A 26,867-nucleotide genomic window follows, 5' to 3' on the forward strand; every position below is an offset into this window, starting at 1 on the left:
TGCTTTTGCTGAAGTATCGCCTGATTTCTGCTTTTGTATTAATACCAATTGTTATCGCAGCACTTTTTTTGTTGCCTCCGGTGGGGTTCGCGATCGTTACGCTCGCCGTTTGTATGCTCGCAGCGTGGGAATGGGGGCAATTAAGCGGCTTCACATCACGTACTCAGCGGATCTGGCTGGCGGTATTATGCGGGCTTCTGTTGGCGTTTATGCTGATCATGTTGCCGGAATATCATCACAATGTTCACCAGCCAATGGTCGCGGTCTCATTGTGGGCTTCGCTGGTCTGGTGGCTGATTGCGCTGGTGCTGGTGTTGGGTTATCCGGCATCCGCTGCGTTGTGGCGTAAGTCGAAAGTTCTGCGTCTGATCTTTGGCGTACTGACGATTATTCCTTTTTTCTGGGGTATGCTGGCGCTCCGTGTCTGGCACTACGATCAGAACCACTATGGCGGTGCGCTGTGGCTGCTGTATGTGATGATCCTGGTGTGGGGCGCGGATTCAGGTGCGTATATGTTTGGCAAACTGTTTGGCAAACATAAGCTGGCGCCGAAAGTTTCGCCTGGCAAAACCTGGCAAGGTTTTCTGGGCGGACTGCTGACCGCTGGCGTTATTTCATGGGGATATAGCGCCTGGGCGGATCTCAATGTTGCGCCTTCAACACTTTTAATTTGTTCAGTGGTCGCGGCACTGGCGTCAGTGCTGGGTGATTTAACGGAAAGTATGTTCAAGCGTGAAGCCGGAATAAAAGATAGTGGTCATCTTATTCCGGGTCATGGCGGTATACTGGATCGCATTGACAGCCTGACAGCGGCAGTACCTGTATTTGCCTGCCTGTTACTGCTGGTTTTCAGGACGATTTAACGGAAGGTTTTATGCTGAGCATTCTCTGGAATCTGGCGGCGTTCATCGTTGCACTTGGTGTGTTGATCACCGTGCATGAATTTGGCCATTTCTGGGTTGCTCGCCGCTGCGGAGTGCGGGTTGAGCGCTTTTCCATTGGTTTTGGTAAAGCGCTCTGGCGCCGTACGGATAAGCACGGCACAGAATTTGTCATCGCCCTTATTCCGCTGGGTGGCTATGTCAAAATGTTGGATGAGCGTGTTGAGCCGGTTGCGCCGGAGATGCGTCATTATGCATTTAACAATAAAACGGTCGGTCAGCGTGCCGCCGTTATCGCTGCTGGCCCCATCGCCAATTTCCTCTTTGCTATCTTCGCCTACTGGCTGGTCTTTATCATCGGTGTTCCTGGCGTTCGCCCGGTCGTTGGCGAAATAACGCCCAACTCTATTGCGGCCGCTGCGCAAATTGCACCCGGCACGGAACTAAAAGCGATTGATGGTATCGAAACGCCTGATTGGGATGCTGTGCGCTTACAGTTGGTGTCTAAAATCGGCGACAGCCAGACGACTATCAGCGTAGCGCCTTTCGGCAGTAACAATCGTCAGGACAAACTGCTGGATTTACGTCATTGGGCCTTTGAACCTGATAAGGAAGATCCGGTTGCGTCACTGGGGATTCAGCCGCGTTCAGCGCAGCTCGAACCGGTGCTTGCAGAGGTTCAGGCTAACTCTGCGGCCAGCAAAGCAGGTTTGCAAGCTGGCGACAGGATCGTTAAAGTCGATGGTCAGCAGTTAACGCAATGGATGACGTTTGTGGCGCTGGTTCGTGATAACCCCGGCACATCGTTAGCCCTGGAAGTAGAAAGGCAGGGGAGTCCCTTGTCTTTAACGTTAATACCGGATACAAAGCCGGGTAACAAGGCAGAGGGTTTTGCGGGCGTTGTGCCCAAAGTTATCCCGCTGCCAGATGAATACAAGACAGTACGCCAGTACGGGCCATTTAGCGCCATCGCCGAAGCTACGGATAAAACGTGGCAGTTGATGAAGCTGACGGTCAGTATGTTGGGGAAATTGATCACCGGTGATGTAAAACTGAACAACCTCAGTGGGCCGATTTCGATAGCTCAAGGGGCTGGGATGTCAGCGGAGTTCGGGTTGATTTACTACCTGATGTTCCTCGCTTTGATAAGCGTGAACCTGGGTATCATTAACCTGTTCCCATTACCCGTTCTTGATGGCGGGCATCTGCTGTTTTTAGCGATCGAGAAGCTGAAGGGCGGACCGGTATCCGAGCGAGTTCAAGACTTTAGTTATCGCATTGGCTCTATTTTGCTGGTGCTGTTAATGGGGCTTGCACTTTTCAATGATTTCTCTCGCTTGTAAGAGAGTTTGTTAGGAAGAACGCATAATAACGATGGCGATGAAAAAGTTGCTCATAGCGTCGCTGCTGTTTAGCAGCGCCACCGTATACGGTGCTGACGGGTTCGTAGTGAAGGACATTCATTTCGAAGGCCTGCAGCGTGTCGCCGTTGGTGCGGCCCTCCTCAGTATGCCAGTACGCCCTGGTGATACGGTGAATGATGAAGATATCAGTAACACCATTCGCGCACTGTTTGCCACTGGCAACTTTGAGGATGTTCGTGTCCTGCGCGATGGTGATACGCTTCTTGTCCAGGTGAAAGAACGCCCGACAATCGCCAGCATCACCTTCTCCGGCAACAAGTCGGTGAAAGATGACATGCTGAAACAGAACCTTGAGGCTTCTGGCGTGCGTGTGGGCGAGTCACTGGACCGTACGACCCTGTCCGATATTGAAAAAGGGTTGGAAGATTTCTACTACAGCGTAGGTAAATACAGCGCCAGCGTTAAAGCTGTTGTGACGCCGCTGCCGCGCAACCGTGTTGACCTGAAGCTGGTCTTCCAGGAAGGCGTGTCTGCGCAGATCCAGCAGATCAACATTGTAGGTAACCACGCATTCAGCACCGAACAGTTGATCTCCAACTTCCAGTTGCGTGATGAAGTTCCGTGGTGGAACGTCGTCGGCGATCGCAAATATCAGAAACAGAAACTGGCTGGCGACTTAGAAACACTGCGCAGCTACTATCTGGATCGCGGCTATGCCCGCTTCAACATTGATTCGACGCAGGTCAGCCTGACGCCGGACAAAAAAGGGATCTACATTACCGTTAACGTCACCGAAGGCGATCAATACAAGCTTTCTGGCGTGCAGGTTAGCGGTAATCTGGCTGGTCACTCTGCAGAGATCGAAGGTCTGACGAAGGTCGAACCCGGCGAGCTGTATAGCGGCGCCAAAGTGACCAAAATGGAAGACAGCATTAAAAAACTGCTCGGCCGCTATGGTTACGCCTATCCGCGCGTTCAGACGCAGCCGGAAATCAACGATACCGACAAAACGGTTAAGCTGCGCATCAATGTCGATGCCGGCAACCGCTTCTACGTGCGTAAAATCCGCTTTGAAGGTAATGACACCTCCAAAGATGCCGTACTGCGTCGCGAAATGCGCCAGATGGAAGGGGCATGGCTGGGCAGCGATTTGGTTGACCAGGGCAAAGAGCGCCTCAACCGTCTGGGCTACTTCGAAACCGTAGACACCGAAACGCAACGTGTTCCCGGCAGTCCGGATCAGGTTGACGTCGTCTACAAGGTTAAAGAGCGCAATACCGGTAGCTTCAACTTTGGCGTCGGTTACGGTACTGAGAGTGGTGTTAGCTTCCAGGTCGGCGTACAGCAAGATAACTGGCTGGGAACGGGCTACTCCGTCGGCATCAGCGGTACCAAAAACGATTACCAGACGTACTCCGAGTTCTCGGTCACTAACCCGTACTTTACGGTTGATGGCGTCAGCCTCGGCGGTCGTATCTTCTATAACGACTTTAAAGCTGACAATGCGGACCTCTCTTCGTATACCAACAAGAGCTATGGTCTGGATGGCACCCTTGGGTTCCCGATCAACGAGTACAACACCCTGCGCACAGGTTTAGGTTACGTGCATAACTCCCTGTCCAAAATGGAACCGCAGGTGGCGATGTGGCGTTATCTTGATTCCGTCGGGCAGAACGCCAGCAGGACGGATGACAATAACGGCTACTCGGCGGACGACTTCACCTTTAACTATGGGTGGACCTATAACAACCTCGACCGTGGTTATTTCCCGACGAAAGGGTCGCGTATTAACCTGAACGGTAAAGTGACCATTCCGGGGTCTGATAACGAGTTCTACAAAGTCACTGTCGATACGGCTTCCTACTTCCCTATTGATGACGATCACAATTGGGTCGTTCTGGGTCGTACTCGCTGGGGATATGGTGACGGCCTGGGTGGCAAGGAAATGCCATTCTATGAGAACTTCTATGCCGGTGGTTCGAGCACTGTTCGTGGCTTCCAGTCCAATAACATTGGTCCGAAAGCGGTGTATTACGGTGGCAGTGGCCTGGATAACTGCGATACTACAGATACCAGCAAGCTGTGTAAGTCTAGCGATGCGGTTGGTGGTAACGCAATGGGCGTCGCCAGCGTCGAGCTGATTACGCCTACGCCGTTTATCAGCGATAAGTATGCGAACTCTGTCCGTACTTCCTTCTTCTGGGATGCGGGTACGGTTTGGGATACAAACTGGCAGAATACCGCAGAGATGAAAGCACTGGGCGTTCCGGATTATAGTGATCCGAGCAATATCCGTATGTCTGCAGGTATTGCTTTACAATGGATGTCCCCATTGGGGCCGTTGGTCTTCTCCTACGCCCAGCCGTTTAAAAAGTACGATGGAGACAAAGCGGAACAGTTCCAGTTTAACATTGGTAAAACCTGGTAACGTATCGCTGCAAGGGAATGTATCAGCAGTGTAGTGATGGCCGAGGCCCTGGATAGAAGGCCCGGCCACGCAAAGAGCTGTACCTCCGGGTACAAACGGGATGGTAAGGAGTTAATTGTGAAAAAGTTGTTATTAGCTGCAGGTTTCGGTTTGGCAATGGCAGCGTCCGCTCAGGCAGCAGACAAGATTGCGATTGTTGATATGGGTAACCTGTTACAGCAGGTCGCGCAGACTTCCGGCGTTTCTCAGACCATGAAAAACGAATTCGGCGGTCGCGCAAGCGAACTGCAGAGCATGGAATCCGACCTGCAAGCCAAAAAACAGCGTCTGCAGCGTGATGGTTCTACGATGAAACCAGCCGATCGCGCTAAGCTGGAAAAAGAACTGACTACCGGTGGCCAGGCATTTGCTCAGAAAGCACAGGCTTTCGAACAGGATCAGGCTCGTCGTTCTAACGAAGAACGCGGTAAACTGGTTACCCGTATTCAGACTGCAGTGAAAAAAGTTGCTGCGGACCAGGGTATCGATCTGGTTGTTCCTTCCAACGCCGTTATTTACAACAGCAATGATGTAAAAGACATCACCGCTGATGTACTGAAACAGGTTAAATAAGTAATGCCTTCAATTCGACTGGCTGATTTAGCTCAGCAGTTGGATGCAGAACTACACGGTGATGGCGATATCGTCATCACCGGCGTTGCGTCCATGCAATCTGCTCAAGCAGGTCACATCACTTTCATGGTAAATCCAAAATACCGTGAGCATCTGGCTGCATGCCAGGCGTCCGCCGTTGTTATGACGCAGGACGATCTTCCTTTTGCCAGGAGCGCAGCGCTGGTCGTTAAAAATCCGTACCTGACTTATGCGCGTATGGCCCAAATTCTGGATACCACGCCGCAGCCGGCACAAGACATTGCCCCTGGTGCGGTGATTGATGCAACGGCCAGGCTGGGTAATAACGTCTCGATTGGCCCGAATGCGGTGATCGAATCCGGCGTGACGCTGGGTGATAACGTGGTTATCGGCGCCGGCTGTTTTGTCGGGAAAAATACGAAAATTGGCTCAGGCTCGCGCCTGTGGGCCAATGTCACCATTTACCACGAGATTGAGATCGGCGAAAATTGCCTTGTTCAATCCGGGACGGTGATTGGTTCTGACGGTTTTGGTTACGCCAACGATCGCGGTAATTGGGTTAAAATTCCACAACTTGGCCGCGTGATTATCGGCAACAACGTTGAGATTGGCGCCTGCACCACGATCGATCGCGGCGCGCTGGACGATACCTGCATTGGCAATGGCGTCATCATTGATAATCAGTGCCAGATTGCACATAACGTCGTGATTGGCGACAATACCGCGGTTGCGGGGGGCGTCATTATGGCAGGCAGCCTGAAAATTGGCCGTTACTGCATGATTGGCGGCGCCAGCGTAATCAACGGGCATATGGAAATTTGCGACAAAGTTACCGTAACGGGGATGGGGATGGTCATGCGTCCTATCACTGAGCCTGGCGTTTACTCTTCGGGTATCCCGCTGCAGCCTAACAAAGTGTGGCGTAAAACCGCAGCCCTGGTGATGAACATTGATGATATGAGCAAGCGCCTGAAAGCAGTCGAGCGCAAGGTTAATCAACAAGAATAATCATTCGCCGTTTAACGCGTTTAAATCCCGGCCTGTGGGCATTCTCAAGATTGCCGCGGGCCGTGTTATTATTGCCTTTTAGTATATTTGGACAGGAAGAGTATTTTGACTACTGACACTCATACTCTGCACATTGAAGAGATTCTGGAACTTCTGCCGCACCGCTACCCGTTCTTGCTGGTAGACCGTGTGCTGGATTTTGAAGAAGGTCGTTTTCTGCGCGCAGTAAAAAATGTTTCGGTCAACGAACCGTTTTTCCAGGGGCATTTCCCTGGCAAACCGATTTTCCCGGGCGTGCTGATCCTCGAAGCAATGGCGCAGGCAACCGGTATTCTGGCGTTCAAAAGCGTTGGAAAACTGGAGCCGGGTGAGCTGTACTACTTTGCTGGCATCGACGAAGCGCGCTTTAAGCGCCCGGTTGTGCCTGGCGATCAGATGATCATGGAAGTCACTTTCGAAAAAACCCGCCGCGGCCTGACCCGTTTTAAAGGTGTTGCGCTGGTAGACGGTAAAGTTGTTTGTGAAGCGACTATGATGTGTGCACGTAGCCGGGAGGCCTGATACGTGATTGATAAAACCGCCTTTATTCATCCAACAGCCGTTATTGAAGAAGGCGCCATTATCGGCGCTAACGCTCATATCGGCCCATTCTGTATTGTGGGACCCCACGTTGAAATTGGTGAGGGTACCGTACTGAAGTCTCACGTTGTCGTGAATGGCCATACTAAAATTGGTCGCGACAATGAGATTTATCAGTTCGCCTCCATCGGCGAAGTTAACCAGGATCTGAAATATGCTGGTGAACCGACTCGCGTGGAAATTGGCGATCGCAACCGCATTCGCGAAAGCGTCACCATTCACCGCGGCACAGTACAGGGCGGTGGGTTGACGAAGGTGGGGAGCGATAACCTGCTGATGGTTAATGCGCACGTTGCGCATGACTGCACCGTGGGTAGTCGCTGCATCCTCGCGAATAACGCTACGCTGGCGGGGCACGTCTCCGTTGACGACTTTGCGATTATCGGCGGCATGACCGCAGTGCACCAGTTCTGCATCATCGGTGCGCATGTGATGGTCGGCGGCTGTTCCGGTGTCGCACAGGACGTTCCGCCATATGTGATCGCTCAGGGCAACCATGCCACGCCGTTTGGCGTGAACATTGAAGGCCTGAAACGTCGCGGCTTTAGCAAAGAAGCGTTAGTGGCTATCCGTAACGCGTATAAATTGCTGTACCGCAGCGGTAAAACGCTGGAAGAGGCGAAACCGGAGATTGCTGAGCTTGCGGCGAAGCATCCGGAAGTTGATGCGTTCCTGCAGTTCTTCGAACGTTCAACGCGCGGTCTGATTCGTTAATGGTCGACAATCGTCCTCTTACGATAGCCCTGGTCGCCGGAGAAACCTCCGGCGATATTCTTGGTGCCGGTCTTATTCGCGCACTGAAAGCCCGTGTACCCAATGCCCGCTTTGTCGGCGTAGCGGGGCCGCGTATGCAGGCGGAAGGGTGTGAAGCCTGGTATGAGATGGAAGAGCTGGCGGTCATGGGCATCGTTGAGGTGCTGGGGCGCTTGCGCCGGTTACTGCACATCCGCGCCGATCTGACCCGACGCTTTAGCACACTGAAACCGGATGTGTTTGTCGGTATCGACGCACCGGATTTCAACATTACCCTCGAAGGCAATCTGAAAAAGCAGGGTATCAAAACGATTCATTACGTCAGCCCGTCTGTCTGGGCATGGCGGCAAAAACGCGTTTTCAAAATTGGCAGAGCCACCGACCTGGTGCTCGCGTTTCTGCCTTTCGAAAAAGCGTTTTACGACAAATTCAACGTACCGTGTCGGTTTATCGGTCATACCATGGCGGATGCCATGCCGCTGGATCCGGATAAGAACGCCGCACGGGAGCACTTAGGCATTGCCCATGACGTGCACTGCCTGGCGCTGTTACCTGGTAGCCGTGGTGCAGAAGTTGAGATGCTGAGCGCCGACTTTCTGCGTACAGCGCAGCTGCTCCGTGAGCGTTATCCCGATCTTGAAGTGGTTGTACCGCTGGTTAACGCCAAACGTCGCGAGCAGTTTGAACGCATCAAAGCGGACGTCGCACCGGAGTTACCTGTGCATCTGCTCGACGGTATGGCGCGTGAGGCAATGATCGCCGCCGATGCCGCATTATTAGCCTCCGGCACGGCGGCGCTGGAGTGCATGCTGGCGAAGTGCCCGATGGTCGTTGGCTATCGCATGAAGCCGTTTACGTTCTGGCTGGCGAAACGGCTGGTCAAGACGCCGTATGTCTCGCTGCCCAACCTGCTTGCCGGGCGTGAGCTGGTAAAAGAGCTGTTGCAGGATGAGTGCCAGCCGCAAGCATTGGCTGAGGCGCTGGAACCGTTGCTGGCTAACGGCAAAACCAGTAACGAAATGCATGAAATTTTCCGCGAACTGCACCAGCAGATTCGCTGTAATGCCGATGAGCAGGCGGCTGATGCCGTGCTGGAGCTAGCAAAATGATGGAGTTTGTTTATCCACACACGCATCTGGTTGCCGGTGTGGATGAAGTCGGGCGCGGCCCTTTAGTGGGCGCGGTGGTGACGGCGGCGGTGATCCTCGATCCTGAACGCCCTATTTTCGGCCTTAACGATTCGAAAAAATTATCCGAAAAACGCCGTGTGACGCTCTACCATGAGATAAAAGAAAAGGCGCTGGCCTGGAGTCTGGGTCGCGCGGAGCCGCATGAAATTGACGAGCTCAATATTCTGCATGCCACCATGCTGGCCATGCAGCGTGCCGTTGCCGGGTTGGCGATTAGCCCGGAATTCGTACTGATTGACGGCAATCGTTGCCCGAAATTGCCGATGCCATCGCTGGCGGTGGTAAAAGGAGACAGCCGGGTGGCGGAGATTAGCGCGGCATCAATCCTCGCGAAAGTCACGCGTGATGCCGAAATGGCCGCGCTGGATCTGATATTTCCTCAATATGGTTTTGCGCAGCATAAAGGGTATCCCACCGCTTTCCATCTGGAGAAGCTGGCGGAGCATGGCGCAACCGAGCATCACCGACGCAGCTTTGCGCCGGTTAAACGCGCGTTGGGTCTTGTGTCCTGATTCTGGTGACATTAAAGGAATCTGAAAATGGCTGAACCACGTTTCGTACACCTGCGGGTGCACAGCGACTATTCCATGATCGATGGGCTGGCGAAAACCGGGCCGTTGGTGAAAAAGGCGGCCTCGTTGGGTATGCCTGCGCTGGCGATCACCGATTTTACCAACCTGTGTGGTCTGGTGAAGTTCTACGGAACGGGGCACGGGGCAGGCATAAAGCCCATCGTTGGCGCTGACTTTCATGTGCAGTGCGATCTGCTTGGCGACGAGTTGACGCAACTGACGGTCCTTGCCGCCAATAATGTTGGCTATCAGAATCTGACGCTGCTGATTTCACGCGCCTACCAGCGCGGCTACGGTGCGCAAGGGCCGTGGATCGATCGCGACTGGTTGCTTGAGCTTAATGAAGGTCTGATCCTGCTTTCCGGCGGTCGTATGGGCGACGTCGGGAAATGTATGCTGCGTGGCAACAGCGCGCTGGTTGAGCAGTGCCTGGCTTTCTATATTGAGCATTTCCCCGATCGTTACTACCTGGAATTGATCCGCACCGGGCGCGCAGACGAAGAAACCTGGCTGCATGCCGCGGTGCAACTGGCGGAAGAACAGGGTTTACCGGTTGTTGCCACCAACGATGTGCGTTTTCTTGAGGCGGGCGATTTCGACGCGCATGAAATTCGTGTGGCCATCCATGACGGTTTTACCCTCGACGATCCTAAACGCCCGCGCAACTACTCTGCTCAGCAATATATGCGCAGCGAAGAGGAGATGTGCGAGCTGTTTTCCGATATCCCGGAAGCGCTGGAGAACTCGGTAGAAATCGCCAAACGCTGTAATGTCACCGTGCGTTTGGGCGAGTATTTTCTGCCGCAATTCCCGACCGGTGAAATGACCACCGAAGACTTCCTGGTCACTAAGTCGAAAGAGGGGCTGGAAGAGCGTCTTGAATTCCTCTTCCCGGATGCAGAAGAGCGCCTTAAACGCCGTCCGGAATATGATGAGCGTCTGGACATTGAACTCCAGGTGATCAACCAGATGGGGTTCCCCGGCTACTTCCTGATCGTGATGGAGTTTATCCAGTGGTCGAAAGATAACGGCGTACCGGTAGGACCGGGGCGAGGATCCGGTGCGGGTTCGCTGGTGGCGTATGCGCTAAAAATTACCGACCTCGATCCGCTGGAATTTGACCTGCTGTTCGAACGTTTCCTGAACCCGGAACGTGTTTCGATGCCCGATTTCGACGTTGACTTCTGTATGGAGAAACGCGACCAGGTGATTGAACACGTGGCGGATATGTACGGGCGCGACGCAGTATCGCAGATCATCACCTTTGGTACCATGGCGGCAAAAGCGGTTATCCGCGATGTGGGCCGTGTGCTGGGGCATCCGTACGGCTTTGTCGACAGGATTTCCAAGCTGGTGCCGCCCGATCCGGGCATGACGCTGGCGAAGGCATTTGAGGCAGAACCGCAACTGCCAGAGATCTACGAAGCAGACGAAGAAGTTAAGGCGCTGATTGATATGGCGCGCAAACTGGAAGGGGTGACGCGAAACGCCGGTAAACACGCCGGTGGCGTGGTGATCGCGCCCACCAAAATCACCGATTTTGCGCCGCTATACTGCGACGAAGCCGGTCAGCACCCGGTTACCCAGTTTGATAAAAACGATGTGGAATACGCAGGGCTGGTGAAGTTTGACTTCCTCGGGTTGCGCACGCTGACCATCATCAACTGGGCGCTGGAGATGATCAACGCCCGCCGCGAAAAACAGGGGCAGCCGCCACTGGATATCGCCGCCATCCCGCTGGATGACAAGAAAAGTTTCGACATGCTGCAACGCTCGGAAACCACAGCGGTATTCCAGCTTGAATCCCGCGGCATGAAAGACCTGATTAAGCGTCTGCAGCCGGACTGCTTCGAAGATATGATCGCACTGGTGGCCCTGTTCCGTCCGGGGCCGTTGCAGTCGGGCATGGTAGATAACTTTATCGACCGTAAACACGGGCGTGAGGAGATCTCCTACCCGGATGTGCAGTGGCAGCATGAAAGTCTGAAACCGGTACTGGAGCCGACCTACGGCATTATCCTGTATCAGGAACAGGTTATGCAGATTGCCCAGGTCTTGTCTGGTTATACCCTTGGCGGCGCAGATATGCTGCGTCGTGCGATGGGTAAGAAAAAGCCGGAAGAGATGGCGAAGCAGCGCGGTACGTTCGAAGAAGGGGCGAAGAAAAACGGCGTTGACGGTGAACTGGCGATGAAAATCTTTGACCTGGTGGAGAAATTCGCCGGTTACGGATTTAACAAATCGCACTCTGCCGCCTATGCTTTGGTGTCATACCAGACGCTGTGGTTAAAAGCCCATTACCCGGCTGAGTTTATGGCGGCGGTAATGACGGCGGATATGGATAATACCGAGAAAGTGGTCGGTCTGGTGGATGAGTGCTGGCGCATGGGGCTGAAAATCCTGCCGCCAGATATCAACTCCGGCTTGTACCATTTCCACGTCAACGATGACGGCGAAATTGTTTACGGCATCGGTGCCATTAAAGGTGTGGGTGAAGGCCCAATCGAAGCGATCATTGACGCGCGTAATAACGGCGGCTATTTCCGTGAGTTGTTTGATCTGTGTGCCCGTACGGACACTAAAAAGCTTAATCGCCGGGTGCTGGAAAAACTGATTATGTCCGGTGCGTTTGATCGCCTTGGCCCGCATCGCGCAGCGCTGATGAACTCGCTGGGTGATGCGTTGAAGGCGGCCGATCAGCATGCCAAAGCGGAAGCGATCGGTCAGGCGGATATGTTCGGTGTGCTGGCGGAAGAGCCGGAACAAATTGAGCAGTCGTACGCCAGTTGCCAGCCATGGCCGGAACAAGTCCAACTGGATGGCGAGCGGGAAACGTTAGGTTTGTACCTGACCGGGCACCCGATCAACCAGTATTTGAAAGAAATTGAGCGCTATGTCGGAGGCTATCGGCTGAAAGACATGCATCCGACCGAACGTGGCAAAGTGACCACGGCGGCGGGGCTCGTCATTGCTGCGCGGGTTATGGTCACCAAGCGCGGCAATCGTATCGGCATCTGTACGCTGGATGACCGTTCCGGGCGTCTGGAGGTGATGTTGTTCACCGACGCACTGGATAAATACCAGCAATTGCTGGAAAAAGACCGCATACTTATCGTCAGCGGACAGGTCAGCTTTGATGACTTCAGCGGCGGGCTTAAAATGACCGCCCGCGAAGTGATGGACATTGACGAAGCCCGGGAAAAATATGCCCGTGGGCTTGCTATCTCGCTGACGGACAGGCAAATTGATGACCAGCTTTTAAACCGACTCCGTCAGTCTCTGGAACCGCACCGTTCGGGAACCATTCCAGTACATCTCTACTATCAGAGGACGGATGCGCGTGCGCGATTACGCTTCGGCGCAACGTGGCGCGTCTCTCCGAGCGATCGTTTACTTAACGATTTGCGTGGCCTCATAGGTTCGGAGCAGGTGGAACTGGAGTTTGACTAATACAGGAATACTATGAGTCTGAATTTCCTTGATTTCGAACAGCCGATTGCTGAGCTGGAAGCGAAAATCGATTCTCTGACCGCTGTTGGCCGTCAGGATGAAAAACTGGATATTAACATCGACGAAGAAGTGCATCGTCTGCGCGAAAAAAGCGTAGAGTTGACGCGCAAAATTTTCGCCGATCTTGGTGCATGGCAGGTTGCCCAGTTGGCTCGCCATCCGCTGCGTCCATACACCCTGGATTATGTCCGTCTGGCTTTCGATGAGTTCGACGAACTGGCAGGCGATCGTGCCTATGCGGATGATAAAGCCATTGTTGGCGGTATCGCGCGTCTGGATGGTCGCCCGGTCATGATTATCGGCCACCAGAAAGGTCGCGAAACCAAAGAAAAAATTCGCCGCAACTTCGGTATGCCGGCGCCGGAAGGTTATCGTAAAGCGTTGCGCCTGATGGAAATGGCAGAACGCTTTAACATGCCGATCATCACCTTTATCGACACCCCGGGCGCATACCCTGGCGTCGGTGCTGAAGAGCGTGGTCAGTCCGAAGCGATTGCCCGCAACCTGCGTGAGATGTCTCGCCTGAACGTGCCGGTTATCTGCACCGTGATTGGTGAAGGCGGTTCCGGCGGCGCGCTGGCGATTGGCGTCGGCGATAAAGTGAATATGCTGCAGTACAGCACCTATTCCGTTATCTCGCCGGAAGGATGTGCGTCTATCCTGTGGAAAAGCGCAGACAAAGCCCCGCTGGCCGCAGATGCAATGGGCATTATCGCCACGCGTCTGAAAGAGCTGAAGCTGATCGACTCCATTATTCCGGAACCGCTGGGCGGCGCGCACCGCAACCCGGAAACAATGGCAGCGTCGCTGAAAGCGCAACTACTGGCGGACCTGGCCGATCTGGATGTGCTGAGCAAAGACGATCTGCGTAACCGCCGTTACCAGCGTCTGATGAGCTACGGCTACGCCTGATATTGCTGCAAGCCGGGTACGCAAAGCGCCATCCGGCAGAAACAACGAGCTGCACCTTGTGTGCGGCTTTTTTTATATTTGCGGTTTACCTCAGCTATGATTAGCGAATGTTTTTAAGGAGGTAGCCGTGAATATTATTGCCATCATGGGACCGCATGGCGCGTTCTACAAAGATGAACCCATCAAGGAGCTGGAGCAGGCGTTACAGGCGCAAGGGTTTCAGATTATCAGGCCGCAAAATAGCAACGACTTACTGAAGTTTATCGAGCACAATCCGCGCATCTGCGGGGTGATCTTTGACTGGGATGAGTATTCCCTCGATTTGTGCAGTGAAATCAATCAGCTTAATGAGTTCTTGCCGCTCTACGCTTTTATTAATACGCACTCGACCATGGATGTCAGCGCTCAGGATATGCGTATGGCGTTGTGGTTTTTTGAGTACGCGCTAAGCGTTGCTGACGATATTGCGACGCGCATCGGCCAGTACACGCAAGAGTACCTGGAAAACATTACGCCGCCGTTTACCCGCGCGCTGTTCACCTATGTTAAAGAGGGAAAATACACCTTCTGTACGCCGGGGCATATGGCGGGTACTGCGTACCAGAAAAGCCCGGTGGGATGCCTGTTTTACGACTTCTTTGGTGGCAACACGCTAAAGGCGGACGTGTCGATCTCGGTGACGGAGCTGGGATCGTTGTTGGATCACACCGGGCCGCATCTCGAAGCGGAAGAGTATATTGCCCGCACTTTCGGTGCAGAGCAGAGCTACATGGTGACCAACGGTACCTCGACGTCGAACAAAATTGTGGGGATGTATGCTGCACCTGCCGGTAGCACCTTGCTTATCGATCGTAACTGCCATAAATCGCTGGCCCATTTACTGATGATGAGCGACGTTGTGCCGATCTGGCTAAAACCGGGTCGCAACGCACTGGGGATCCTCGGTGGGATCCCGCGCCGTGAGTTCACCCATGCCAGTATTGAGCTAAAGGTGGCGAATACCCGCGGCGCCCACTGGCCGGTGCATGCGGTGATCACCAACTCCACGTATGACGGGTTGCTGTATAACACCAACTGGATCAAACAGACGCTGGATGTCCCGTCGATCCACTTCGATTCCGCCTGGGTACCGTATACCAATTTTCACCCAATCTACGCCGGTAAAAGCGGCATGAGTGGTGAACGGATGCCGGGCAAAGTCTTCTTTGAAACCCAGTCGACGCACAAAATGCTGGCGGCTTTTTCGCAGGCGTCGCTGATCCACATTAAAGGCGACTATGACGAAGAGACGTTCAACGAAGCTTTTATGATGCATACCACGACCTCACCGAGCTATCCGCTGGTGGCCTCGATTGAGACGGCCGCTGCGATGCTGCGCGGTAACCCTGGCAAGCGGCTGATTAACCGTTCGGTGGAGCGTGCGCTGCATTTCCGCAAAGAAGTACAGCGCCTGAAAGAGGAAGCGGATGGCTGGTTCTTCGATATCTGGCAACCTGAAGAGATTGATGAAGCCGACTGCTGGCCGGTTGCGCCGGGCGAGAGCTGGCACGGTTTTCGGGACGCGGACGCCGACCATATGTTCCTCGATCCGGTGAAGGTCACTATCTTAACGCCGGGAATGGATGAGCTGGGAAACATGGGTGACGAGGGGATCCCGGCGGCGCTGGTGGCAAAGTTTCTTGATGAGCGCGGTGTGGTGGTCGAAAAAACAGGTCCGTATAACCTGCTGTTTCTGTTCAGTATTGGTATTGATAAAACCCGTGCTATGGGGTTGTTACGCGGCTTGATGGAGTTTAAGCGCGCCTACGATCTGAACCTGCGAGTGAAAAATATGCTGCCGGATCTCTATGCTGAAGATCCGGATTTCTACCGTACGATGCGGATTCAGGATCTGGCGCAGGGGATCCATCGGCTTATTCGTCAGCACGATCTCCCTCGATTGATGCTGCAGGCATTCGATGTTCTGCCAGAAATGAAAATGACGCCACATGAGGCCTGGCAGCGGCAGATCCAGAGCGAAGTGGAAACCATCGAGCTGGAAAAATTGAGTGGTCGCATCTCCGCCAATATGATCCTGCCCTATCCACCAGGTGTCCCGCTGGTGATGCCCGGCGAGATGATCACCGAAGCAAGCCGGCCGGTGCTCGATTTTTTACTGATGCTGTGTGCTATTGGCCGCCACTATCCCGGCTTTGAAACCGACATTCATGGTGCGAAGCGTGATGAGGAGGGCGTCTACCGGGTACGAGTCCTAAAAGTCCACTGATCTGTTGCGGTCAAATGCAGGCGGAGTTAACGTGCTGGGAGGAATAAAAAGGAGCGATCATGCTGGGTTTAAAACAGGTTCATCACATTGCTATCATTGCCACGGACTATGCCAAAAGCAAAGCCTTCTACTGCGATATTCTCGGTTTTACGCTGCAAAGCGAAGTCTACCGGGAAGCCCGCGATTCCTGGAAAGGCGACCTGGCGCTGAACGGGCACTATGTGATTGAGCTGTTTTCGTTTCCCTTTCCACCCCATCGCCCCAGCCGCCCTGAAGCCTGCGGCCTGCGCCATCTGGCGTTTAGCGTCGAGGATATTGATCAGGCAGTGGCGCATCTTCAGGCGCATGGCGTAGCGTGTGAAGCGATCCGTATTGACCCTTACACCGATAAACGGTTTACCTTCTTTAACGATCCTGATGGCCTGCCGCTGGAGCTTTACCAGCAGTAATGCTTGCCACACAAGGCATTGCCCGGTAACGTGCCGGGCAATGTTTCCGTTTTGATAACTGCAATGACCACACCCCTTTTCGATTCGCTGCCAACCACATCGCGCCAGTTTCTGGTGGCGTTTAGCGGTGGGCTGGATTCGACCGTATTGCTGCACACGCTGTGGTGCTTGCGTGAGCAACAGCCGGATATCTGCCTGCGCGCTGTCCATGTGCATCACGGTTTGAGTCCCTATGCCGACAACTGGGCGCAGCACTGTGAGCAGGTGTGCGCACGCTGGCAGATCCCGTTAACGGTCGTGCGCGTGACGCTGGTGGATAATGGCGAAGGTATTGAGGCGCAGGCGCGTAATGCGCGTTATCAGGCATTTAGCCAGACGTTGCAGGCCGGAGAAGTCCTGCTAACTGCCCAGCATTTAGATGATCAGTGTGAAACATTTTTACTGGCGCTAAAACGCGGTAGTGGGCCCGCCGGGCTTGCCGCGATGCCGGAAAGTCTGCCGTTTGCCGGAACACAGCTTATTCGCCCGCTCCTTCATCACACGCGACATGCGCTGCATCAGTGGGCGCTGACGCATGATTTATGCTGGATCGAAGATGAAAGTAATGCCGATGCCAGCTTCGATCGCAATTTTTTACGCTTACAGATCCTGCCCTTACTGACCGCTCGTTGGCCACATTTCGCATCGGCCACGGCGCGTAGCGCTGCGCTGTGCGGAGAACAGGAGCAACTGCTGGACGAACTGCTGGCCAGTGAACTGGCGGCGGCGACCACTGCCGATGGCGCACTGAATATTGCCTCACTGCTCGATATCAGTGAGGTACGGCGCAATGCGTTGCTGCGTCGCTGGTTGGCACAGCAGGGGGCTGCGATGCCCTCACGGGCGATGCTTAACCGTTTATGGCAGGAAGTGGCGCTGGCTCGCGATGATGCCGAGCCTGTGCTGCGGCTGGGAGAATATGACGTTCGCCGTTATCAGGGCAGATTATGGTGGAACAAACGGCGTATGAGCCAGCGGGGGACGCAGCTTGCGTGGGCATATGTTTCTGAACCGCTGATCTTACCGGCGGAACTGGGGATGCTGTCATTGCTGGCTGGTGGTGAATTACGCGCACCGCAGGCGCATGAAGCGGTGTCGGTACGTTTCCAGGCTCCGGGGTTACTGCATATTGTCGGGCGTAACGGTGGGCGCAAACTGAAGAAGATTTGGCAGGAGCTTGGCGTTGCCCCCTGGCGTCGCGATACCACGCCACTGCTGTTCTATGGCGAAACATTAATAGCGGCGGCCGGGGTGTTTGTGACACAAGAGGGCACTAAAGAAGCGGGTCAGAACGGCGTGCGACTGGTGTGGAAGCAAGAATAACGGGCAACATGCGCTGCCCGCAAAACAATCAGGACTCGCTCACCACAACGGTGCCGATTTCGGGATGGCTGAAGCTGGCAATTTTGTCGAGACGCAGTTCACGCGCGGTGCCCGCCACGTCGACCACCAGATACTCCACATTTTTACGTGAGACTAAATCGTTGGCTTTGGCACTGAGTTTCTCGCCGTCTTTCAGTTCCAGCGCCAGTAAAAGATGATGCTGGCAGGCGAGCTCAAGGTTGTCATAGTCATCACAGTTGATGGGTTGATAGGCATCATTCATTGACATAATCGCTCACCAGTAAGTTCGCGGCAGCGTACGCCGCCTTTTCCCTGACCGACTCTGAAAGGGTGTCATCCGACGCCATTTCATTTAACACTTTCAATACGCACCCCAGCGCGTCCGGGATATACCCGAGATCTCCGCTGGCAATTTCTGCATAGCGTTTACGCACTAACTCACAATAATTGTTCACATCACCTCCTGTCAGCAACCTGACTTTACTGTGAGATAACACTAAGCCTACGAACATACACTCTGTTTAGCAAGGTGACTATACCACAGCTTGTTAATCATTATCAGAGTGATGAATACCTGCACGCGTAAGAGATAACAGCGCTTTATGCCGGGATTCGTTACAATAGCGGCCATTTTATGAAGGAGTGGTGTTATGGCGCTAAAAGCGACAATTTATAAAGCAATGGTCAACGTTGCCGATCTCGATCGTAATCAGTTTTTAGATGCCTCATTGACGCTGGCACGCCATCCTTCCGAGACACAAGAGCGCATGATGCTGCGCCTGCTGGCCTGGATAAAATATGCCGATGAACGTCTGCAATTTACTCGCGGGTTAAGCGCAGACGATGAGCCGGAAGCCTGGTTGCGCAATGATTATCTGGGCATTGATCTGTGGATCGAGTTGGGGCTGCCGGACGAAAAGCGGCTGAAGAAAGCCTGTACCCAGGCAAAAGAGGTGGCGTTATTTACCTATAATTCACGCGCGGCGCAAATTTGGTGGCAGCAAAATCAGACGCGCTGCGCGGCGTTCAGCAATCTGAGCATCTGGTATCTGGATGATGCGCAACTGGCCGGGCTGAGTGGCTTTGCCGACGATCGCACCATGAATTTACAGGCAACATTGCAGGATGGCGCGATCTGGCTTTCGGACGACAGTCAGAATCTTGAGATCCACCTTGAATCCTGGCAACAGCCGTAATGATTGAAATTTCCCGCGCAGTTGCCATTGCCGACGACGAACTGGAGATCACCGCAGTTCGCTCGCAGGGGGCGGGTGGCCAGCATGTGAATAAGAGTTCAACGGCCATTCACCTGCGTTTTGACATTCGGGCGTCCAGCCTGCCAGAGTATTACAAAGCACGTTTACTTGACGCTTCGCACCATCTGATTAGCAGCGAAGGCTGGATAGTGATAAAAGCGCAGGAGTACCGCAGCCAGGAGATGAATCGCGAAGCGGCGATCGCCCGCCTGGTGGCGTTGATAAAAGAATTGACGGTGGTGCAGAAGAGCCGCCGGGCAACGCGCCCGACGCGCGCCTCGAAAGAGCGTCGGCTAACGACGAAAGCGCAAAAGTCTTCTGTGAAAGCGCTACGTGGAAAGGTTCGTCGTCATGATGGCTGACGGACTTCAACAGAACGATTCATAAGGAATAACGAGTGAATAAGGCGATTTTGTCGGCGGTGGTGGGTGGATTGCTTTTCGCCCTCATCGGATGCAATAACCGCGGCGATGTTGAAATGGTGCAGCCCACGCAGGTTGAAGAACTGAAACCGATGCAGCAGAGCTGGCGCGGCGTGTTGCCCTGCGCGGATTGCGAAGGGATTGAAACCTCCCTGTTTCTGGCCAAAGACGGTAGCTGGGTAATGAACCAGCGCTATCAGGGCGGAAAAGCGCCATCCGTTTTTGGTTCGTACGGCAAGTGGGCGCGCACGGCGGATAAGCTTATCCTGACCGATACGCACGGTGAGAAAATCTATTTCCGTGCTAAAGGCGAAGCGCTGGAGATGCTGGACAGGGAAGGCAACCCTATAACCTCAGAGCTTAACTACACACTCCAACCGGTGAAAGCCGCACTGCCTGCCACGCCAATGGCGATGCGTGGTATGTATATGTACATGGCCGATGCCGCCGTCTTTACCGACTGCGCCACGGGCATGAAAGTCGCGGTTGCCAGCAATGCGCAGCTTGAACGCGACTATGCGGCGGCGCGCGGCACAGAGACCAAACCTATTTTGCTGGTGGTTGACGGGCATTTTGCCGTGGAGCCGAATCCGGATACCGGCGCACCGCAGAAGATGCTGGTGACGAACAACAAGGGCAAGTTTGACGCCAAAAAGAACTGTGACGACTAATCCGGCGTTGTGTTAGCCGCAAACAAAAGCCCCGTACGGGGCTTTTGTTTGTGTGGCGCTTAGCCTTTGATGGCGTTAACCAGGTAATCCAGGATATCACCGGTTTTGATCAGTTGCTTCTCGCCGTTGCGACGATATTTGTATTCAATATCGTCGTTGTCGAGGTTGCGGTCGCCAATCACGATGGTGTGCGGAATACCAATCAGTTCCATATCGGCAAACATAACGCCCGGACGCTCTTTACGGTCATCCATCAGCACTTCAATACCCTGCGCGCGCAGCTCTGCGTACAGTTTTTCCGCCAGTTCCTGCACACGGTAGGATTTGTGCATATTCATCGGCAGAATAGCGACCTGGAACGGTGCAATCGCATCCGGCCAGACAATGCCGCGCTCGTCATGGTTCTGCTCAATCGCGGCGGCAACCACGCGGGTAACACCGATACCATAGCAACCCATGGTCAGGATCTGGTTACGACCATCTTCACCTTGCACTGCAGCGTTCAGCGCCTGGGAGTATTTGGTGCCCAGTTGGAAGATATGGCCGACTTCGATACCGCGTTTGATCAGCAGCGTCCCTTTGCCATCCGGGCTTGGATCGCCGGCAACCACATTGCGGATATCCGCAACAACCGGGGTGGCCACATCGCGATCCCAGTTAATGCCGAAGTAGTGTTTACCGTCGATATTCGCGCCAGCGGAGAAATCGCTCATCGCCGCAACGGTACGGTCAATGATCACCGGAATCGGCATATTGACCGGGCCGAGGGAGCCCGGGCCTGCATTCACAACCGCGCGGATTTCCGCTTCGGTAGCGAAGGTCAACGGCGCAGCAACCTGCGGTAACTTCTCGGCTTTGACTTCGTTCAGTTCGTGATCGCCGCGTACCAACAGCGCAACCAGCGCAGAACCGCTCTCTTCTGTGGCCTTCACCAGCAGCGTTTTAACGGTTTTCTCAATCGGCAGATTGAACTGTTCAACCAACTCGGCGATGGTTTTTGCATTCGGCGTATCAACCAGCGTCATTTCCTGCGTCGCGGCAGCACGCGGCTCTTTCGGTGCCAGCGCTTCGGCAAACTCAATGTTAGCGGCAAAATCAGACGAGTCAGAGAAGATCACATCGTCTTCACCACTCTGCGCCAGCACCTGGAATTCGTGCGATGCACTACCACCAATTGAACCGGTGTCCGCTTGTACTGCGCGGAAATCCAGGTCCATACGGCTGAAGATTTTGCTGTAAGCGGCGTACATGGCATCGTACGTTTCCTGCAGGGATTCCTGAGAAGTATGGAAAGAGTAAGCATCTTTCATCAGGAATTCGCGGGAGCGCATCACGCCAAAGCGCGGGCGCACTTCGTCACGGAACTTGGTCTGGATCTGGAAGAAGTTCAGCGGGAGCTGTTTGTAAGAGTTCAGCTCATTGCGGATCAGGTCTGTGATCACTTCTTCGTGGGTCGGGCCGAGTACAAACGGACGTTCGCCGCGATCGACAAAACGCAGCAATTCCGGGCCATATTGCTCCCAGCGACCGCTTTCCTGCCACAGATCCGCTGGCTGCACGACTGGCATCGACACCTCAATCGCACCGGCGTTATTCATCTCTTCACGCACGATGTTTTCGACTTTTTTCAGAACACGCACACCGGTCGGCAGCCAGGTATACAACCCGGAGGCCAGTTTGCGGATCATCCCGGCGCGCAGCATCAGCTGGTGGCTGATGACTTCGGCGTCGGCAGGCGTCTCCTTCAGGGTGGAGAGCAGATATTGGCTAGTACGCATGTTGTTACGGTTCCATTTGGACAATTGGAGCAGGCCCGGGGCGGGCCTGACACAAAAAAAGTGGTTTAGTTTATCAGCCTGGCAGAGATGCCAAAAGAGAGGGGAATAAAATTAGCGTGCTTCGAGCGCAAACACTTCGAATCCCGCATCGGTCACGCGCCAGCGCACGTTAAAATCCAGCAGCCAGACGGCATAGGTTTTTCCCTGTTCTTCATCTTTACGGTAGGCCGGTCGCGGATCCTGCGCCAGAACGTCAACCAGAAAGGCTTTTAACTGCGGGTAACGCGTTGCCAGCGCAGCCAGTTGCAACTCGATTTCCGGCGTAAAAAAGACCGGAATGTCTGCGGTGGGAGCCTGTTGCGCGTAGCTGGCTTGCGCATCGGGCAGCGCTTCGGCAAAAGGCAGGTACGGTTTGATATCCACGACCGGCGTGCCATCGACCAGATCCAGACTGCCCAGTTGCAAGATAACCTGATCTTTCTGGCAACGAATACCGTTGAGTTCAACCAGTGACATGCCAATCGGGTTAGGGCGGAACGTGGATCGGGTGGCAAACACGCCCATCCGGGCATTGCCGCCGAGGCGCGGAGGACGCACGGTCGGGCGCCAGCCGCCTTCCATCGTTTGATGGAAAACGAAAAGGACCCACAGATGGCTGAATGCTTCCAGGCCGCGTACGGCTTCGGCCTGATTATAGGGAGGAAGTAAGTGAAGTTCGCCGCCGCCATGTTTCACCAGACCTGGCTGGCGTGGCACGGCAAACTTCTCTTTGTACGGCGAACGAATAACGCCTATCTGTTCGAAAGCAAAGGTGCTCATTTCGCCGAGATGTTGAGGGCGGAACCAACGCAAATGGCCTGACGGTAGCAACCCGGCGTGCCGCTGGTAACTTCACAGCTATGCAACAGAACGGCGTTGGCTTTCATCTTTGACGCATTGATTTGCATGCGTTTGCGCGCAGTCGGGATGTTCGGCGGAGAGTCCTGGTTGCTTGCCTGGCAGGAGTCACCGGAGACTTCACCCAGATCGCGGAACGGCTTACCGACTAACTCTTCTGCGTTGGTGATAATCCGTACTGGCGCGGGACGTACGACTTTCGGTTTTTCCGGCTCGGCTTTCGGTGCGGCTGCGGTGCTTTTTACAGGTTCGGCGGGAGATCTGCTTAGCAAGGAACAGCCGCTTAGCATGAGTGCTAATAAACAGATCGGTAAAGCACGCATAATATATCCTCAATGAAATGTTCTAAACGCGGCTTATTGAATCAGGCGCGTGCACAAATGACAAGACGGGCTTTCGCCCGCCTTGAATGATATTACAGACTGAGGAGATTACCAGCCTTTCACTGCGCCGCCGTTGAAGACTTTGTTTGCCGCTTCGTTAACTTCGTCAGACTGGTATGCCTGGACGAATTTCTTCACGTTTTCTGCGTCTTTGTTATCTTCGCGAGCGACGATCAGGTTCACGTACGGGGAGTCTTTGTCTTCAACAAAGATGCCGTCTTTGGCCGGGGTCAGGCCGATCTGGCTGGCGTAGGTGGTGTTAATCACTGCCAGTGCGATTTGCGCATCATCCAGTGAACGTGGCAGCTGTGGTGCTTCCAGTTCAACAATCTTCAGGTTTTTCGGGTTTTCGGTGATGTCCAGCACGGTTGGCAGCAGACCAATACCGTCTTTCAGTTTGAGCAGACCCTGTTTCTGCAGCAGCAGCAGAGAACGGCCCAGGTTAGTCGGATCGTTCGGCACTGCTACCTGAGAACCGTCCTGCAGTTCAGACAGCGCTTTGATTTTTTTTGAGTAGCCTGCAATCGGGTAAACGAAGGTGTTGCCGACCGGAACCAGTTTGAAACCGCGATCTTTGATCTGCTGATCCAGGTACGGTTTGTGCTGGAATGCGTTGGCATCAATGTCACCTTTGCTGAGCGCTTCGTTCGGCAGAACGTAGTCATTAAAGGTCACCAGTTCAACATCGAGACCGTATTTCTCTTTGGCAACTTTCTGCGCCACTTCTGCAACCTGCTGCTCAGCGCCCACAATCACACCGACTTTGATGTGATTCGGATCCTTTTCATCCTGGCCGCAGCCGACCAGCGCCAGAGATCCAAGCAGTGCGCCGACTGCCGCAAAGGTCTTGAATTTAAAAGCCATGTTATTTTCCTTACTGTCAGAGTCGTTATGTTGTGTGTAACGTTATTTGTGCGTTACAGCCCGGACGATGCGATCGCCAGCGAACTGAATGAGGTAAACCAAAACCACGAGCAATATCAGTACGGTATTCATCACTAATGGATTGTAGGTCACATAGCCATATTGGATACCCAATTGACCCAGGCCGCCTGCGCCCACGGCACCGCCCATTGCGGAGTAACCTACCAGCGTGATAAGCGTAATGGTCGCGGCGTTGATCAGGCCTGGCAGCGCTTCAGGCAGCAGTACCTTACGAATAATCTGCATAGGCGTAGCGCCCATCGCACGGGAAGCCTCAATTAAACCTGCCGGCAGCTCAAGCAGGGTGTTTTCCACCATACGGGCAATAAACGGCGCGGCGCCTACTGTTAGCGGAACAATGACCGCATACAAACCAATAGAGGTGCCGACAATAATGCGGGTAAAGGGGATCATCCATACCAGTAAAATGATAAACGGAATGGAGCGAAACACGTTAACCAGCGCTGAAATCACCCGATAGAGCCCCGGGTTTTGCATAATCTGACCCGGACGGGTGATGTACAGCAGCACACCAAACGGCAGACCGACGACAAACCCCAAAAAGCCTGAAGCAAAGGTCATAAACAACGTTTCCCAGATGCTGCGGGCAAAGAGCCACATCATTGCCTCAGACATAACCGAGTACCTCTACTTTTACATGGTGTTCCTGCAACCAGGCGATGGCTGCTTGCGTATCTTGTTGAGCGCCGTGCATCTCTGTCAGCATAATGCCGAACTTCACGCCGCCTGCGTAATCCATCTGCGCGCTGATGATATTGTTGTTCACATTGAAGCGGCGCGCAGTTTCCGACAGCAGCGGCGCATCCACCGATTGACCGGTAAACTCCATACGCAGCATTGGCACGCTATCTTTATGCGGTTCGGCCTGTAAGCGCTGCAGGTAATCTTCCGGGATATCCAGATGCAATGTGGACTGAATAAACTGTTGCGCCAGCGGTGTTTTCGGATGGGAAAACACTTCGCTTACCGTATCTTGCTCAATCAACTCGCCATTGCTGATCACCGCGACGCAGTCACAGATGCGTTTCACCACGTCCATTTCATGCGTGATAAGCAGGATAGTCAGACCCAGACGGCGGTTAATGTCTTTCAGTAACTCAAGAATAGAGCGGGTGGTTGCCGGATCCAGCGCGCTGGTGGCTTCGTCGCACAGCAGAACCTTAGGGTTGCTGGCCAGCGCACGTGCGATGGCGACGCGTTGTTTTTGCCCACCGGACAGGTTTGCCGGATAGCTATCATGCTTATCACCTAAACCAACCAGCTCAAGCAGCTCTTTCACCCGGCGATTGATCTCTTCACGCGGGGTATTATCCAGCTCCAGCGGTAAGGCCACATTGCCGAACACGGTGCGGGAGGCGAGCAGGTTAAAGTGCTGGAAGATCATGCCAATCTGGCGACGGGCTTTGGTTAATTCCGCTTCGGAAAGTTGCGTCAGTTCCTGACCGTCAACCAGCACGTTGCCCTGCGTTGGGCGCTCAAGCAGATTGACGCAGCGGATCAGCGTACTTTTACCGGCGCCTGACGCGCCAATAACGCCATAAATTTGACCAGCAGGAACATGCAGGCTGACGTCTTTCAGCGCCTGAATTGTGCGGTTCCCCTGCTGGAACACTTTGGTGATATTCGAAAGTTTAATCATCAGATTATTTTTATCGTATAGGAGTGAGCCGTGGCATTTTCTTCTGCCGGTTACGGGGGATGCCCGTAAACACAGCGGATGGTAAGGCATCCAGACGTCTAAATCAATGTCGCTCTGCGCGATGAGCACTTTCCTGCGTAGCGAAACATGAGATACTAGGCGCATAGGCCTTTTTCAGGAGTAAACCCGTGGCAAAGTCAGTACCCGCTATTTTTCTCGATCGTGACGGCACGATTAATGTCGATCACGGCTATGTCCATGAGATCGATAACTTTGAATTTATTGATGGTGTCATTGATGCCATGCGCGAATTAAAAGAAATGGGCTTTGCCCTGGTGTTGGTGACGAACCAGTCTGGCATTGCGCGCGGTAAATTCACCGAAGCACAATTCGAAACACTGACCGAATGGATGGACTGGTCGTTGGCCGACCGGGGCGTTGATTTGGATGGTATCTATTATTGTCCGCATCATCCTCAGGGTAGTGTAGAAGAGTTCCGTCAGGTGTGTGATTGCCGTAAGCCGCATCCGGGGATGTTTATCTCGGCGCGCGATTTCCTGCACATTGATATGGCCGCGTCTTATATGGTGGGTGACAAAATTGAAGATATGCAGGCGGCGACTGTGGCTCAGGTCGGGACGAAAGTTCTGGTGCGGACCGGCAAGCCTGTGACGCCGGAAGCGGAAAACAGTGCGGATTGGGTGATTAATAGCCTGGCGGAGCTGCCCGCAACCATTAAAAAGCATCAAAAGTAGTCGTTATGATGAAAAGATGAGCGGTTGAAATAAAAATGCATTTTTCCGCTTGTCATTCCTTTCTGGCTCCCTATAATGCGCCTCCATCGACACGGCGCTAAGCGAACAACAGCTCGCAGCGACGGTGAGTCGA

At 53.9% G+C, this 26,867-nt stretch carries 26 protein-coding genes; 18 read left to right on the forward strand and 8 right to left on the reverse strand.

Annotated elements, in window-relative coordinates:
* Positions 1-5: 5 nt before the first annotated feature.
* From cdsA to tilS, 14 genes are all read left to right on the forward strand, one after another.
* Positions 6-863: a phosphatidate cytidylyltransferase gene (cdsA, locus tag ACQ3G7_RS10115; protein ID WP_430889709.1), complete on the forward strand. Its 858-nt coding sequence runs from the start codon at positions 6-8 to the stop codon at positions 861-863.
* Between the two features lie 11 nt (positions 864-874).
* A complete protein-coding gene (gene rseP, locus ACQ3G7_RS10120) occupies positions 875-2,224 on the forward strand; it encodes a sigma E protease regulator RseP (protein ID WP_430889710.1) in 1,350 nt (449 codons plus the stop codon).
* A 31-nt stretch (positions 2,225-2,255) separates the two neighbouring features.
* A complete protein-coding gene (bamA, locus tag ACQ3G7_RS10125) occupies positions 2,256-4,673 on the forward strand; it encodes an outer membrane protein assembly factor BamA (RefSeq protein ID WP_263097997.1) in 2,418 nt (805 codons plus the stop codon).
* A gap of 117 nt (positions 4,674-4,790) precedes the next feature.
* Positions 4,791-5,285 (forward strand): molecular chaperone Skp, encoded by a 495-nt coding sequence (skp, locus tag ACQ3G7_RS10130; protein WP_263097996.1) that lies wholly within the window; start codon positions 4,791-4,793, stop codon positions 5,283-5,285.
* Between the two features lie 3 nt (positions 5,286-5,288).
* The gene (gene lpxD, locus ACQ3G7_RS10135) at positions 5,289-6,314 is read left to right on the forward strand and encodes a UDP-3-O-(3-hydroxymyristoyl)glucosamine N-acyltransferase (protein WP_263097995.1); all 1,026 of its coding nucleotides are present in this window, start codon (positions 5,289-5,291) and stop codon (positions 6,312-6,314) included.
* Positions 6,315-6,419: 105 nt separating this feature from the next.
* Entirely contained in the window at positions 6,420-6,875 is a 456-nt protein-coding gene (gene fabZ / locus ACQ3G7_RS10140) for a 3-hydroxyacyl-ACP dehydratase FabZ (protein ID WP_007373234.1), read from the forward strand.
* A 3-nt stretch (positions 6,876-6,878) separates the two neighbouring features.
* Entirely contained in the window at positions 6,879-7,667 is a 789-nt protein-coding gene (gene lpxA / locus ACQ3G7_RS10145; protein WP_263097994.1) for an acyl-ACP--UDP-N-acetylglucosamine O-acyltransferase, read from the forward strand.
* The gene (gene lpxB / locus ACQ3G7_RS10150; protein WP_430889711.1) at positions 7,667-8,815 is read left to right on the forward strand and encodes a lipid-A-disaccharide synthase; all 1,149 of its coding nucleotides are present in this window, start codon (positions 7,667-7,669) and stop codon (positions 8,813-8,815) included. Before lpxA ends, lpxB begins: the two co-directional genes overlap by 1 nt.
* Positions 8,812-9,408 (forward strand): ribonuclease HII, encoded by a 597-nt coding sequence (gene rnhB, locus ACQ3G7_RS10155; protein WP_430889712.1) that lies wholly within the window; start codon positions 8,812-8,814, stop codon positions 9,406-9,408. Before lpxB ends, rnhB begins: the two co-directional genes overlap by 4 nt.
* Positions 9,409-9,435: 27 nt before the next feature.
* Complete coding sequence (gene dnaE, locus ACQ3G7_RS10160; RefSeq protein ID WP_430889713.1) at positions 9,436-12,918, forward strand: DNA polymerase III subunit alpha; 3,483 nt, start codon at positions 9,436-9,438, stop codon at positions 12,916-12,918.
* 12 nt (positions 12,919-12,930) lie between these two features.
* Entirely contained in the window at positions 12,931-13,890 is a 960-nt protein-coding gene (gene accA, locus ACQ3G7_RS10165) for an acetyl-CoA carboxylase carboxyl transferase subunit alpha (RefSeq protein ID WP_263097990.1), read from the forward strand.
* Positions 13,891-14,017: 127 nt separating this feature from the next.
* The gene (locus ACQ3G7_RS10170) at positions 14,018-16,156 is read left to right on the forward strand and encodes a lysine decarboxylase LdcC (RefSeq protein WP_430889714.1); all 2,139 of its coding nucleotides are present in this window, start codon (positions 14,018-14,020) and stop codon (positions 16,154-16,156) included.
* 59 nt (positions 16,157-16,215) lie between these two features.
* A complete protein-coding gene (locus tag ACQ3G7_RS10175) occupies positions 16,216-16,605 on the forward strand; it encodes a VOC family protein (protein ID WP_430889715.1) in 390 nt (129 codons plus the stop codon).
* 63 nt (positions 16,606-16,668) lie between these two features.
* Positions 16,669-17,967: a tRNA lysidine(34) synthetase TilS gene (tilS, locus tag ACQ3G7_RS10180; RefSeq protein WP_430889716.1), complete on the forward strand. Its 1,299-nt coding sequence runs from the start codon at positions 16,669-16,671 to the stop codon at positions 17,965-17,967.
* Positions 17,968-17,995: 28 nt separating this feature from the next.
* Here the strand turns inward: tilS and rof are convergent, their stop codons facing one another.
* Both rof and ACQ3G7_RS10190 read right to left on the reverse strand, forming a co-directional pair.
* Complete coding sequence (gene rof, locus ACQ3G7_RS10185; RefSeq protein WP_061497537.1) at positions 17,996-18,256, reverse strand: Rho-binding antiterminator; 261 nt, start codon at positions 18,254-18,256, stop codon at positions 17,996-17,998.
* Positions 18,243-18,443, reverse strand: coding sequence for a YaeP family protein (locus ACQ3G7_RS10190; RefSeq protein ID WP_007373244.1), 201 nt, complete (start codon positions 18,441-18,443; stop codon positions 18,243-18,245). The genes rof and ACQ3G7_RS10190 overlap by 14 nt, the downstream gene beginning before the upstream one ends.
* Before the next feature lie 195 nt (positions 18,444-18,638).
* Between ACQ3G7_RS10190 and ACQ3G7_RS10195 the strand changes: the two genes are divergently transcribed.
* From ACQ3G7_RS10195 to nlpE, 3 genes are read left to right on the forward strand one after another with little or no spacing between them, the layout of a single operon-like run.
* Positions 18,639-19,184, forward strand: coding sequence for a YaeQ family protein (locus tag ACQ3G7_RS10195; protein ID WP_263097986.1), 546 nt, complete (start codon positions 18,639-18,641; stop codon positions 19,182-19,184).
* Complete coding sequence (arfB, locus tag ACQ3G7_RS10200) at positions 19,184-19,606, forward strand: alternative ribosome rescue aminoacyl-tRNA hydrolase ArfB (RefSeq protein ID WP_263097985.1); 423 nt, start codon at positions 19,184-19,186, stop codon at positions 19,604-19,606. The genes ACQ3G7_RS10195 and arfB overlap by 1 nt, the downstream gene beginning before the upstream one ends.
* A 35-nt stretch (positions 19,607-19,641) precedes the next feature.
* Complete coding sequence (nlpE, locus tag ACQ3G7_RS10205; RefSeq protein ID WP_430889717.1) at positions 19,642-20,337, forward strand: envelope stress response activation lipoprotein NlpE; 696 nt, start codon at positions 19,642-19,644, stop codon at positions 20,335-20,337.
* A 59-nt stretch (positions 20,338-20,396) separates the two neighbouring features.
* On the opposite strand, the gene proS is transcribed toward nlpE, so the two are convergent.
* The 6 genes from proS to metN all read right to left on the reverse strand — a co-directional run bounded on the left by proS (position 20,397) and on the right by metN (position 25,979).
* Positions 20,397-22,115 (reverse strand): proline--tRNA ligase, encoded by a 1,719-nt coding sequence (gene proS / locus ACQ3G7_RS10210; protein ID WP_088237419.1) that lies wholly within the window; start codon positions 22,113-22,115, stop codon positions 20,397-20,399.
* 111 nt (positions 22,116-22,226) lie between these two features.
* Positions 22,227-22,934: a tRNA (N6-threonylcarbamoyladenosine(37)-N6)-methyltransferase TrmO gene (gene tsaA / locus ACQ3G7_RS10215; protein ID WP_430889718.1), complete on the reverse strand. Its 708-nt coding sequence runs from the start codon at positions 22,932-22,934 to the stop codon at positions 22,227-22,229.
* Positions 22,931-23,335, reverse strand: coding sequence for an envelope stress sensor lipoprotein RcsF (gene rcsF / locus ACQ3G7_RS10220; RefSeq protein ID WP_430889719.1), 405 nt, complete (start codon positions 23,333-23,335; stop codon positions 22,931-22,933). The genes tsaA and rcsF overlap by 4 nt, the downstream gene beginning before the upstream one ends.
* Before the next feature lie 108 nt (positions 23,336-23,443).
* Entirely contained in the window at positions 23,444-24,259 is an 816-nt protein-coding gene (metQ, locus tag ACQ3G7_RS10225; RefSeq protein WP_263097982.1) for a methionine ABC transporter substrate-binding lipoprotein MetQ, read from the reverse strand.
* Positions 24,260-24,301: 42 nt separating this feature from the next.
* On the reverse strand, positions 24,302-24,955 hold the full coding sequence (locus ACQ3G7_RS10230; protein ID WP_430889720.1) for a methionine ABC transporter permease MetI: 654 nt from the start codon (positions 24,953-24,955) through the stop codon (positions 24,302-24,304).
* On the reverse strand, positions 24,948-25,979 hold the full coding sequence (metN, locus tag ACQ3G7_RS10235; protein WP_430889721.1) for a methionine ABC transporter ATP-binding protein MetN: 1,032 nt from the start codon (positions 25,977-25,979) through the stop codon (positions 24,948-24,950). The genes ACQ3G7_RS10230 and metN overlap by 8 nt, the downstream gene beginning before the upstream one ends.
* A 188-nt stretch (positions 25,980-26,167) precedes the next feature.
* Between metN and gmhB the strand changes: the two genes are divergently transcribed.
* Positions 26,168-26,734 carry a D-glycero-beta-D-manno-heptose 1,7-bisphosphate 7-phosphatase gene (gene gmhB, locus ACQ3G7_RS10240; RefSeq protein WP_430889722.1) on the forward strand — a complete coding sequence of 189 codons (567 nt, stop codon included), beginning with the start codon at positions 26,168-26,170 and terminating at the stop codon, positions 26,732-26,734.
* The last annotated feature ends 133 nt before the right edge of the window (positions 26,735-26,867 follow it).

The organism is Kosakonia sp. N21 (assembly GCF_050587465.1).
Taxonomy (GTDB): Bacteria; Pseudomonadota; Gammaproteobacteria; order Enterobacterales; family Enterobacteriaceae.

Excerpts from the sequence above, each read along its gene's own strand:
- accA (WP_263097990.1), top strand. The coding sequence starts at position 12,931 with ATGAGTCTGAATTTCCTTGATTTCGAACAGCCGATTGCTGAGCTGGAA.
- ACQ3G7_RS10195 (WP_263097986.1), top strand. The coding sequence starts at position 18,639 with ATGGCGCTAAAAGCGACAATTTATAAAGCAATGGTCAACGTTGCCGAT.
- proS (WP_088237419.1), bottom strand. The coding sequence starts at position 22,115 with ATGCGTACTAGCCAATATCTGCTCTCCACCCTGAAGGAGACGCCTGCC.
- rof (WP_061497537.1), bottom strand. The coding sequence starts at position 18,256 with ATGTCAATGAATGATGCCTATCAACCCATCAACTGTGATGACTATGAC.
- ACQ3G7_RS10175 (WP_430889715.1), top strand. The coding sequence starts at position 16,216 with ATGCTGGGTTTAAAACAGGTTCATCACATTGCTATCATTGCCACGGAC.
- ACQ3G7_RS10230 (WP_430889720.1), bottom strand. The coding sequence starts at position 24,955 with ATGTCTGAGGCAATGATGTGGCTCTTTGCCCGCAGCATCTGGGAAACG.
- tilS (WP_430889716.1), top strand. The coding sequence starts at position 16,669 with ATGACCACACCCCTTTTCGATTCGCTGCCAACCACATCGCGCCAGTTT.
- bamA (WP_263097997.1), top strand. The coding sequence starts at position 2,256 with ATGGCGATGAAAAAGTTGCTCATAGCGTCGCTGCTGTTTAGCAGCGCC.
- metQ (WP_263097982.1), bottom strand. The coding sequence starts at position 24,259 with ATGGCTTTTAAATTCAAGACCTTTGCGGCAGTCGGCGCACTGCTTGGA.
- arfB (WP_263097985.1), top strand. The coding sequence starts at position 19,184 with ATGATTGAAATTTCCCGCGCAGTTGCCATTGCCGACGACGAACTGGAG.
- dnaE (WP_430889713.1), top strand. The coding sequence starts at position 9,436 with ATGGCTGAACCACGTTTCGTACACCTGCGGGTGCACAGCGACTATTCC.
- lpxB (WP_430889711.1), top strand. The coding sequence starts at position 7,667 with ATGGTCGACAATCGTCCTCTTACGATAGCCCTGGTCGCCGGAGAAACC.
- metN (WP_430889721.1), bottom strand. The coding sequence starts at position 25,979 with ATGATTAAACTTTCGAATATCACCAAAGTGTTCCAGCAGGGGAACCGC.
- rcsF (WP_430889719.1), bottom strand. The coding sequence starts at position 23,335 with ATGCGTGCTTTACCGATCTGTTTATTAGCACTCATGCTAAGCGGCTGT.
- rseP (WP_430889710.1), top strand. The coding sequence starts at position 875 with ATGCTGAGCATTCTCTGGAATCTGGCGGCGTTCATCGTTGCACTTGGT.
- rnhB (WP_430889712.1), top strand. The coding sequence starts at position 8,812 with ATGATGGAGTTTGTTTATCCACACACGCATCTGGTTGCCGGTGTGGAT.
- tsaA (WP_430889718.1), bottom strand. The coding sequence starts at position 22,934 with ATGAGCACCTTTGCTTTCGAACAGATAGGCGTTATTCGTTCGCCGTAC.
- lpxD (WP_263097995.1), top strand. The coding sequence starts at position 5,289 with ATGCCTTCAATTCGACTGGCTGATTTAGCTCAGCAGTTGGATGCAGAA.